The 10,507-nt window shown below is 73.2% G+C and carries 9 protein-coding genes; 4 read left to right on the top strand and 5 right to left on the bottom strand.

The annotated features are described in order from the left end of the window. Positions 1-301 precede the first annotated feature (301 nt). Positions 302-961 carry an HAD family hydrolase gene (locus ACFU5O_RS18850; protein WP_384241678.1) on the top strand — a complete coding sequence of 220 codons (660 nt, stop codon included), beginning with the start codon at positions 302-304 and terminating at the stop codon, positions 959-961. Here ACFU5O_RS18850 and ACFU5O_RS18845 read toward each other — a convergent pair. Then, positions 916-1,188, bottom strand: a complete 273-nt coding sequence (locus ACFU5O_RS18845; RefSeq protein ID WP_384241676.1) for a hypothetical protein — start codon at positions 1,186-1,188, stop codon at positions 916-918. The two genes, ACFU5O_RS18850 and ACFU5O_RS18845, sit on opposite strands and share 46 nt — an antisense overlap. A gap of 162 nt (positions 1,189-1,350) precedes the next feature. On the opposite strand from ACFU5O_RS18845, the gene ACFU5O_RS18840 reads away from it, so the two are divergent. Then, a complete protein-coding gene (locus ACFU5O_RS18840; protein ID WP_138054570.1) occupies positions 1,351-1,734 on the top strand; it encodes a cold-shock protein in 384 nt (127 codons plus the stop codon). A 58-nt stretch (positions 1,735-1,792) separates the two neighbouring features. On the opposite strand, the gene ACFU5O_RS18835 is transcribed toward ACFU5O_RS18840, so the two are convergent. From ACFU5O_RS18835 to ACFU5O_RS18820, 4 genes are all read right to left on the bottom strand, one after another. Beyond that, positions 1,793-2,635, bottom strand: a complete 843-nt coding sequence (locus ACFU5O_RS18835; protein ID WP_384241674.1) for a 1,4-dihydroxy-6-naphthoate synthase — start codon at positions 2,633-2,635, stop codon at positions 1,793-1,795. Beyond that, complete coding sequence (locus tag ACFU5O_RS18830) at positions 2,632-3,375, bottom strand: futalosine hydrolase (protein WP_384241672.1); 744 nt, start codon at positions 3,373-3,375, stop codon at positions 2,632-2,634. Before ACFU5O_RS18830 ends, ACFU5O_RS18835 begins: the two co-directional genes overlap by 4 nt. A gap of 17 nt (positions 3,376-3,392) precedes the next feature. Further along, positions 3,393-3,869: a DUF2771 domain-containing protein gene (locus tag ACFU5O_RS18825; protein WP_384241670.1), complete on the bottom strand. Its 477-nt coding sequence runs from the start codon at positions 3,867-3,869 to the stop codon at positions 3,393-3,395. Positions 3,870-3,933: 64 nt separating this feature from the next. Then, positions 3,934-5,289, bottom strand: a complete 1,356-nt coding sequence (locus tag ACFU5O_RS18820) for an MFS transporter (RefSeq protein ID WP_384241668.1) — start codon at positions 5,287-5,289, stop codon at positions 3,934-3,936. A 282-nt stretch (positions 5,290-5,571) separates the two neighbouring features. Between ACFU5O_RS18820 and ACFU5O_RS18815 the strand changes: the two genes are divergently transcribed. Further along, a complete protein-coding gene (locus ACFU5O_RS18815) occupies positions 5,572-6,480 on the top strand; it encodes a DUF3027 domain-containing protein (RefSeq protein WP_384241666.1) in 909 nt (302 codons plus the stop codon). Positions 6,481-7,237: 757 nt separating this feature from the next. Continuing rightward, positions 7,238-10,360 (top strand): sacsin N-terminal ATP-binding-like domain-containing protein, encoded by a 3,123-nt coding sequence (locus ACFU5O_RS18810; protein ID WP_384241664.1) that lies wholly within the window; start codon positions 7,238-7,240, stop codon positions 10,358-10,360. The last annotated feature ends 147 nt before the right edge of the window (positions 10,361-10,507 follow it).

The raw sequence follows: 10,507 nt of genomic DNA, 5'->3' as shown, positions 1-10,507 counted from the left end.
GCCCCGCAGGGGACGGCGGGACTACTGGTTGCCTGCGAGGTGGGCGGTACGCCGCCGTCCCCGAGGAGTCGAGCCCGGAGGGGCCCCGCCCCACCCCCCACAGCCTGTTGGGGGTCCCCCCGGACGAAGTCTGGGGGAGTTTGAGGACGGACACCCCGGCCGCCGTCACGGCACCGGCCAACCACGACAACCACCCCCGCACCGCGCAGCGGACCCGTACCGGCCAGCGCCGACAACCGCACCCGCACCGCGCAGCGGACCCGCAGCGGACCCGTACCGGCCGCGCAGCACAATGGCGTGTATGGCTTCGGAACTCGCTCCCCGCCCCCTGACCGTCGGTTTCGACCTCGACATGACGCTGATCGACTCCCGTCCCGGCATCCACGCCGCATACCGCGCGCTGTCCGCCGAGACGGGCGTGCACATCGACGCCGACCTCGTCGTGACCCGGCTGGGGCCGCCGCTGGAGCTGGAGCTCGCGCACTGGTTCCCCGACGAGCGCATCCAGGAGATCGGCGACCGCTACCGGGAGATCTACCCCGACCACGCCATCGCGCCCACGCTCGCGATGCCGGGTGCCCGCGAGGCCGTCGCCGCGGTCCAGGCGCTCGGCGGCCGGGCGATCGTCGTCACCGCCAAGCACGAGCCCAATGCCAGGCTCCACCTGGACCACCTCGGCATCGAGCCGGACGCGGTCGTCGGCTGGCTGTGGGCGGAGGCCAAGGCGGCGGCGCTGCGCGAGCACGGGGCGCGGGTGTACGTCGGTGATCACACCGGCGATGTACGCGGGGCCCGCACCGCGGGGGCGCTCTCCGTCGCCGTACCGACCGGGCCGTGCGGGGAGAGGGAGCTGAGGGAGGCAGGGGCGGACGTGGTCCTGCCGGACCTCACCGCGTTCCCCGCCTGGCTGGGCGCCTACGCGGACGCGGACGCGGACGCGGAGGCGTCCGCACGCGCCTGACGCCGCTGCGCCGCGATCGACCGGAGCACCCCCGCACCCGCGATCAGGAACCCGACCCCCATCAGCATGCATACGGCGTACGCGACGGGCGGGAAAGGCTCCGTACCGAGGAACAGCGGGGCCACTGTGACGAGAGTGGCCACGGCGCCGACGATGAAGACGATCGCCCCGACGCGTACGAGCGCGTCGCCGGGCCCGGCGGAATTCGCTTGGGTTTCGTGAGTCACCCGACCAGGGTAGTTCCCAGCGCACAAGAACCACCGGGGACGTCTTGTCAGCACGCCCTGGACCATTAGCCTTGTGCGGTGGCGGGTCGTGCGACCCGCTGCAGTGCTATACAGACCAGTTTTCTTTCGCATTTCCCGACGAGTACGAGGACGAGGACAGACGTGCCTACCGGCAAGGTCAAGTGGTTCAACAGCGAGAAGGGCTTCGGCTTTCTCTCCCGCGACGACGGCGGCGACGTCTTCGTCCACTCGTCGGTACTTCCTGACGGAGTCGACAGCCTCAAGCCCGGACAGCGGGTCGAATTCGGTGTCGTCGCCGGCCAGCGCGGTGACCAGGCGCTTTCGGTGACGGTCCTGGACCCGACCCCCTCCGTCGCCGCCGCGCAGCGCCGCAAGCCGGACGAACTGGCTTCGATCGTCCAGGATCTGACGACGCTTCTGGAGAACATCACGCCCCAGCTGGAACGGGGCCGCTACCCCGACAAGGCGCACGGAGCGAAGATCGCGGGCCTGCTGCGCGCGGTCGCCGACCAGCTGGACGTCTAGGGATTGGACGCGGAAGGCCCCGACCGGTGTCCGGTCGGGGCCTTCGGCCTTCTCTGCGTCAGGGGAACGCGAGTGCCGTGGGGCCCACCGGCGGGACCAGTCCCTCGGCCGCCGCGCGTGTCAGGAGTCCCCGGACCGCGGCATAACCGGCCTCGCCCAGACCGGCCGTGAATTCGTTGACGTACAGGCCGATGTGCTGGTCGGCCACGGCCGGGTCCATCTCCTGGGCGTGTTCGAGTACGTACGGACGTGAGGCCACCGGGTCGTCCCAGGCCATACGGACGGACGCGCGGGCCGATTCGGCCAGCAGCTCCAGCGTCCGCGCGCCGAGCGACCGTTTGGCGATGATCGCGCCCAGCGGGATCGGGAGCCCCGTCGTGGATTCCCAGTGCTCGCCCATGTCGGCAAGGCAGTGGAGACCGTAATTCTGATAGGTGAAACGTGCCTCGTGGATGACGAGACCGGCGTCCACCTTTCCGTCCCGCACCGCCGGCATGATCTCGTGGAACGGGAGTACGACGATCTGTCCGACGCCCTCCGGGACGACATCCGCCGCCCACAGCCGGAACAGCAGATACGCGGTCGACTTCTCGCTCGGTACGGCGACGGTCCTGCCCGCCAGTTCGGTGCCCGGCTCACGCGTCAGCACCAGCGGACCGCAGCCCCGGCCCAGCGCGCCGCCGCACGGCAGCAGGGCGTACTCGTCGAGGACATAGGGCAGCACGGCGTACGACACCTTCAGGACGTCGAACTCGCCCCGCTCCGCCATGCCGTTGGTGATGTCGATGTCCGCGAAGGTCACATCGAGGCGGGGCGCACCTTGGACCCGGCCGTGCGCCCAGGCGTCGAAGACGAAGGTGTCGTTCGGGCAGGGCGAGTAGGCGATCTTGACGGTGGTCATCGAGCCTCTTCCTCGAACACGGGGGCGAGTACTTCGAACGCGTTCCGCAGCGCGTCAAGGGCCTCGCCGATCCGCCAGGCGGCACGGTCGCGCGGGCCGACGGCGTTGGACACGGCACGGATCTCGGCGACGGGTACGCCGTGCGCCACGGCGGCCTCGGCGACCCCGAAGCCCTCCATCGCCTCGGCCACCGCCCGTGGATGGCGCGCGGTGAGCTCGGCGGCCCGGGCTGCGGTGCCGGTCACCGTGGACACGGTGAGAACAGGCCCGTACACCGCGTCCAGGGCCTTGGCGAGCCGTCCCGAGAGGGGGGACGGGACATGGGCGCTGCGCCCGAAGCCCAGCTCTTCGACGGCGAGGTAGCCGTCGGGCGTGCCGGCGCCCAGGTCGGCGGCGACGATCGCGTCCGCGACGACGACCGCACCGAGCGGGGCCGCGGGCCGGAACCCGCCGCCGATTCCGGCGGACACGACGAGGTCGTACCCGCGAGCGGAACGGTTCTCGTACGCCCCCGCCGTCAGCGCCGTCGCTGTGGCCGCGGCGGCGGCCGCCGGGCCCACGCCCGCGGACAGCACGTCGACCCGCGCACCCTCGCCCGCGGCATGCCGGCGCAGCGCACAGCCGCCCGGGAGGGTGTGCGCGGTGACCGCGCGGCCGGGGGAGCCGGCACCGGCGGACGCGAGACCGGCGGACACGGAATCCGCCTCCGCAGGCACCGCGGTCACGACGAGTACACGCATGGGCGAGCCGGTGCGGCTCAGTCCTTCTTCAGCGTGAAGTGCCAGATGCCGGTCAGCTTCTTGCCCTTGGTCTCCACGATGCTGACCTGCGCCGTGTTGGTCGCCTCCCCGGTCTGGGTGGCGAAGAAGGCGCTGCCCGGAATCGACCGGTACGTCTTGTGGTACGGCTCCTGCTCGGCCTGCTGGCCGCCGATGAACAGCGTCCAGCCGTTCTCGGCCACCTCCGGCTCGACGCCGAAACGGACCCTGTCGTCCACTCCGACCTCGATGGTCTTGCCGGACTTCTTGTTGAGGCAGCCCTGGATCAGCGACTCCTTGATGGCTTCGCCGTCGTTGTAGCAGGCCGCCTCCGTGGTGACCGAGTTCGTCCCGACCGTCACGGTCGCGAGCGGCGTCGGCTTGTCGCAGGCGGAGAGTACGAGGAGGCCGGCGGACACGGCACCGAGGGCGGCGGCGGCCCGGCGGTGCTTGCCGGTGAAGAACGCAACGGTCATGGTCCGAAGGCTATCGGGCCCCCCGTGTCCCGCAGCGCGGGGGTGCGGCGTGGCGGGCCGTGCCTCACCGCACGCGGGGCGCCGCGCTGACCCGGGGCGGCGGCGGAGTGCTCCGCCGCGAGGCGACCAGCAGTCCGCGCATGGCCAGCAACGCGCCCGTCGCGAGGATCCCCGCAGCCACCCACATGCCCAGCACGCCGTTGAGCGGCAGAGCGATCCCGATCGCCCCGCCGAGCACCCACGCCATCTGCAGCAGCGTCTCCGAACGGGCGAACGCCGACGTGCGCACCGCCTCCGGGACGTCCCGCTGGATCATCGCGTCCAGCGACAGCTTCGACAGCGCCTGCGAAAGGCCCGCGACCGCCCCCAGCACCGTCACCATGAACGGGCTGAAGAACACGGCCGTGAGGATCGCCGCCGTCAGCGCGAGTGTCAGCCCCACGGCGACGATCACTTCCGGGGGGCGGTGCCTCACCCACGCCCCGATCGCCGTACCGCACGCGTTCCCGAGCCCCGCTGCGACGCCCACCATCACCAGTGTCACCGCCGCGCTCTGCCCGGCCATCGGATGCACCCGCAGCAGGAACGCGAGGAAGAAGATCAGGAAGCCCGAGAGCGCCCGGTGCGCGGCGTTCGCCTGCAGTCCGTGCAGCACCGAGGGCCCGACCGTGCGCAGGCTGGGCCTGCGCTCGCCGTGCGTCAGCATGTGCGCCTTGCGCTCGCCCTTCGCGGAGTCGACCTTGTGCGGCAGGCTGAACGCCAGGAACGTTCCGGCGCTGAAGATGACGCAGGCCCCGTACAGCGGCCACTCGGGCCCGATCTGCTGCAGCCCGGCACCGATGGGCGCGGCGACGCCGGTCGCGACCAGACCGGCGAGCGTCACCCGCGAGTTCGCCTTCACCAGGGCGAAGCGCGGCGGCAGCAGCCGCGGGACGACCGCACTGCGGACCACGCCGTACGCCTTCGACGCCACGAGCACGCCGAGGGCCGCCGGATACAGCTCGAGACCGCCCGTCGCGACCGCGCCCGACATGGTGAGCGCCAGCACCGCGCGGGTCACCATCGCCCCGGCCATCGCGGCGCGGCGGCCGTGCGGGATGTGGTCCAGCAGCGGGCCGATGACGGGGGCGAGCAGGGCGAACGGCGCCATCGTGATCGCCAGATAGAGCGCGACACGGCCTCGGGCCTCGTCGGTGGGCACCGAGAAGAAGACCGTGGACGCGAGCGCGACGGTGATCATGACGTCACCGGCGCCGTTGACGGCGTGGAGTTCGATGAGTTTGCCGAGACCCGATTCGCCCGCGCCATGGGCGTGGGTCGCCCGGCGAATGCCGCTGAAAGGCATGTGCAGGGCACGGCCGACCGACCGGGCCGCCCTGTTCAGCGGCCCGGAAGCATGGGACGACCTCGCGGCTGTCACGTCGTCATAGTGCCCTACGGGCCTCCGACCCGAACCGGGATTCGGACGGGCAGGTGGGCGGCACGCCACGGAGGAGGTAGCGTGCGTAGCGCGCCACCGGCGGTAGTTCCCGGCCGCGCGCCTCTTCGTCATCCCGCAGAATGGGTGACGGTAGGTGTGCACGGGACGGGTTGCCCGGGCGCGGACGTCGATGCGGCCCTCTGGTCCGCTCCGCCCGCCGCCCGTACATCGTGATTCGGCCGGCGCGCACCCGTGAGACGGCGTAGGAGAGAAGCGAGACCTGTGAGTGCTGCGACGACGCGAAGCCGTACCCCCGACCGTCTGTGCGCCGAGGCGGTAGACCTCGCCCGGGCGGCCGCCGAGGAAGCCGCCGCGCCGGGGGTGGTCGGCGAGCACGTCGGCCTCGTCTCCGAGGGCGACCGGGTCGTCACACACCTCTTCGAGTCCAAGGAACCGGGATACCGCGGGTGGCGCTGGGCCGTCACGGTCGCGCGGGCGTCCCGCGCGAAGCTCGTCACCCTCGACGAAACCGTCCTGCTGCCGGGCCCCGACGCGCTGATGGCGCCCGAGTGGGTGCCGTGGAGCGAGCGGCTCCGACCGGGCGACATGGGTCCGGGCGACCTGCTCCCCACCGAGGCGGACGATCTGCGGTTGGAGCCCGGCTACTCGGGCGAGGACGCACCCCCGCCGAATTCACCGGTCTCCGAGGAGATGGCCGAACGCGTCGACGCGGAGGACGCGGAGATCGTGCAGCGGGGACCGTCCCGGGGCGCGATCTCGTCCCTGGCCGAGGAGCTCGGGATGCGCCGGGCGCGCGTCCTCTCCCGGTACGGGCTGCACACCGCGGCCGACCGCTGGGAAGAGGCCTACGGAGCGAAGACGCCGATGGCTCAGGCGGCGCCGGCGACGTGTGTGTCCTGCGCGTTCCTGATGCCGCTCGGCGGGTCGCTGAAGCAGGCCTTCGGTGTGTGCGCGAACGAGTTCTCCCCGGCGGACGGGCGGGTCGTGTCCCTGGCGTACGGCTGCGGGGGGCACTCCGAGGCGGCGGTGATGCCGAAGCCGCCGCGTCCGGCGCCGCCGGTGCTCGACTCGATGCGGCCGGACGAATTCCCGCTGCGCCCGGCCCCGGACAGCGGCTCGGTGCCGGACCACGCGGACGCCGCATCGCCGGACGACCTGGGCCACAGCTAGTCCCATCGCGGCGGGTCCGCTGCGCGGGCGGTGCGGGTGAGGTTGTCGGGGTTGGCCGGTACGGGTCCGCTGCGCGGTGCCGGTGCCGGTGCGGTTGTCGGGGTTGGCCGGTGCCGTGACTGCGGCCGGTGTGTCCGTCCTCAAACTCCCCCAGACTTCGTCCGGGGGGACCCCCAACGGGCTTGGGCGGGGGCTGTGGGTGGGGGGGCGGGGCCCCTCCGGGCTCGACTCCTCGGGGACGGCGGGTTACCGCCGACCTCGGAGGCAGCCGGTGGTTCCGCCGTCCCCTGCGGGGCCGACCCTGCACGGCCCCGCCCCGGTCGCGTTGCCGACTGCCCCCGGTGGGGGGTTCACCCGACACACGGCGATCGGCCCACCACCCCCGGCCCCGAGGGGGGCCGTGGAGGGGTCGTGTCCGGGACACTAAAGCGTGATTTGTGGCGCGGCGCGGGCGTCGCCGATGTGGTGCCGGTCAGCGCGCCGTAAATCATGCCGTCCCGGATGCGAGCCCCGGAACGGCCCCCGACGTCAACCAACAGGCCCGGGCCGACCCCGTACACCTGAGCCTGTCCGGCGCTTGAGGACGGACACACCGGCCAACAACACGGCACCGGCCAACCCCGACAACCACACCGGCACCGTGCAGCGGACCCGCAGCGGACCCGCAGCGGACCCGAATCACCCTCCGCCGCCCCTTACGCGATACCTTCGGGCCGCGGTTGAGGTACACCGGTAACAGGACAGAGCGGAGACAGGCGTGAGCGTCAGGACGACCGAGGGGGCCGACCCGTTCGGGACGGCGCGGCTGCGGCGCGGGGTGCTCGACGCCTGGGGGGCGAGTCCCGCACGGTTCCGTGAGGACGCCAACGCCGAGGAGGACCTCGCCCTCGGTGGCTATCGGGACCGCCTCGTCGTCGAACTCGCCCAGAACGCCGCGGACGCCGCCGCCCGGGCCGGCGTGCCCGGCCGCCTCCGGCTGACGCTCGACCAGGGCACGCTCGTCGCCGCGAACACCGGCGCGCCCCTCGACGCCGCGGGGGTCGAGTCACTATCCACCCTCCGCGCCTCCGCCAAGCGTGAGAACGACCAGCAGGCCGTGGGACGGTTCGGCGTCGGCTTCGCGGCCGTCCTCGCCGTCAGCGACGAGCCGGCCGTCGTCGGGCGCCACGGCGGTGTCCGGTGGTCGCTCGCCGAGGCCAGGGGGCTCGCTCAGCAGGCCGCCCAGGCCAGCCCCGGCCTGGGTGACGAGTTGCGCCGCCGCGACGGCCACGTACCGCTGCTGCGGATTCCGCTGCCCGCGGAGGGCAGCGCGCCCGACGGCTACGACACCGTCGTGATCCTGCCGCTGCGCGACGGCACCGCAGAAGACCTCGTCGGCCGCCTCCTCGCCGGGGTCGACGACGCGCTCCTGCTCACGCTCCCCGGCCTCGAAGAGGTCGTCGTGGAGACCCCGGAGGGGGTACGGACGCTGCGCCGTTCGCAGCAGGGCGCGTACGTCCACATCGAGGACAGCCTGACCGGCGTCAACCGCTGGCGCGTCGTCACCCACAACGGTGTCGTCGACGGCACGCTCCTCGCCGACCGCCCCGTCGAGGAGCGGCTGCGGCCGTACTGGAGCGTCACCTGGGCCGTGCCCGTGGACGGTGACGGATCGCCGGTGTACCCCGCCACGGCACCCGTCGTCCACGCGCCCACCCCCACGGACGAGCCGCTCGGCGTGCCCGCGCTGCTCATCGCGAGCTTCCCGCTGGACACCGCCCGCAGGCACCCCGCTCCGGGACCCCTCACGGACTTCCTGGTGCGCCAGGCGGCGCAGGCGTACGCCGAACTCCTCGGCGAGTGGCAGCCCGTGACCCCCGGCACCATCGACCTGGTCCCGGGTCCGCTCGGCAAGGGCGCGCTCGACGGCGCCCTGCGTGCGGCGATCCTGGAACTGCTGCCCCGCACCGCGTTCCTGGCGCCGGCGCTCCCTTCCGAGGACGTCGTCGCGCTGCGCCCGCTGGAGGCCGAGGTCGTGGAGGGCGCGGGTGCCGAGACCGTACGCGTACTGGCGGATGTGCTGCCGACGCTGCTGCCCGCCGGTCTCGAGCGGCGCGTGGAACTGCGCACGCTCGGCGTCGCGCGCGTGCCGCTGACGGAGGCGATCGACCGGCTCGCCGGGATCGAGCGCGACCCGTCGTGGTGGTGGAGCCTCTACGACAGCCTCGCCGGTGTGGACCCGGAGCGGCTGTCCGGCCTTCCGGTGCCGCTGGCGGGTCCGGACGAGGGCTCCGAGTCCGGGCCCCGCCGCGCCCGCACCACGATCGGCCCCCGCCAGGTCCTGCTCCCGACCACAGAAACCCCCGCCGGGCTCGCCCGTTTCGGGCTGAAGGTGGCCCACCCCGACGCCGCTCACTCTCTCCTGGAGAAGCTCGGCGCGCTGCCCGCGACGCCACGTGCGGTGCTGACGACGCCACAGGTGCGAGCGGCCGTCGCGGCGTCGCTCGAGGAGGGTGACGCCCTGTGGGACGACGACGGCGACGCGCCCGACAGCGAGGAGCTCGCGGAGATCGTGCTGACGCTGGTGCGGGACGCCGGCCTGGAGCCGGGCGACGAGCCCTGGCTGGGTGCGCTCGCGCTGCCCGACGAGGACGGCGAGCTCGCGCCCGCCGGTGAACTCGTGCTGCCCGGCAGCCCCTTCGCGTCCGTGATGCGCGAGGACGAACTCGCCCTCGTCGACGGCGAACTGGCCGAACGCTGGGGTGAACAGCCCCTCGCTGCCTGTGGGGTGCTGGCGAACTTCGCGCTCGTCCGCGCCACCGACGTCGTCCTGGACCCCGATGAGCTGGAGCCCCGCGAAGGGGACTTCGCCGAGCCGGACGACGCGGGTCTGCTCGACGCGGTCGATGTGTGGTGCGAGGACGTGCTGGACCGGCTGCCGGACACTCCGGTTCCACCGGTCGCGACGGAGATCGTCGCCGTGCGCGACCTGGATCTGGTCGACGACGACCACTGGCCGCAGGCTCTCTCGCTGCTGGCACAGCCGCCGCTGCGGGACGCGCTCACCCAGCCGGTGCGGGTGCTGCTGCCCGACGGCACGACGGACACCGTCCGCTCGTACACGGCCTGGTGGCTGCGCGACCACCCGGTGCTCGGCGGCCGGCGGCCGACGGGCCTGCGGGCGTCCGGCGGCGATCCGCTGCTGGTCGGGCTGTACGACTCGGCGGACGCGACCGGCTTCGAGGACGAGCAGGTGCTGCACGCCCTGGGCGTACGGACCTCCGTCTCCGCGCTGCTCGACGAGCCCGGCGGCGCGGCCGAGCTGCTCGGCCGGCTCGCCGACCCGGACCGCCCGGTCAGCGCGTCCCAGCTGCACGCCCTGTACTCGGCGCTGGCCGAGCTCGACCCGGACCAGGTGACGCTCCCGGACGAGCTGCGTGCGGTCGTCGACGGCGAGGTCCGGGTGGTGGACGCGTCGGAGGCGCTGGTCGCGGACGCGCCCGATCTGCTGCCGCTGGCCGCGGGCCGCCCGCTGCTGCCGGTCTCCCCGGACCGCGCGGCCGACCTGGCGGAGCTGTTCCAGGTCGGGCGGCTCGGTGAGGTGGTCGAGGCCGAGGTGACGACGGTCGGCGAGGAGCACGACGTGCCCCCGTCGGTGCACGCCCTGCTGGGACCCGGCACCCCGGCCACGTACATCGAGCACGAGGAGCTCCTCGCGGGCGGCACCGAACTGGACTGGCGCCGCACGTCGGACGGTGTCATCCACGCCTCCACCCTGGAGGGCGTCGCCGCCGGCCTGGCCTGGGCGGCGAGCCAGTGGCCGCGCCGCTTCGAGGTCGCGGCACTCCTGGAGGACCCGTCCCGTACGGAGGAACTCGCGCGCGACCGCTGGTTCGACTGACTCCTCCTTCCGAGGCCCGGCTCCCCGCCGGGCGCTTCAGCCCCTGCCGGGGGTCGATCGTGCTCGGTCCTTCTTTCCTCAGGACCTGGGCGCGTTCTTCCTTTCGGCAGGGCCGCGCCTCTTGGGCTCACTCGCCGGACGGCGTGC

Source organism: Streptomyces sp. NPDC057445 (genome assembly GCF_042802855.1).
GTDB lineage: Bacteria > Actinomycetota > Actinomycetes > Streptomycetales > Streptomycetaceae > Streptomyces.
Note: the sequence above shows the minus strand (reverse complement) of the source record. Positions and strands in the feature narration are given on the sequence as shown.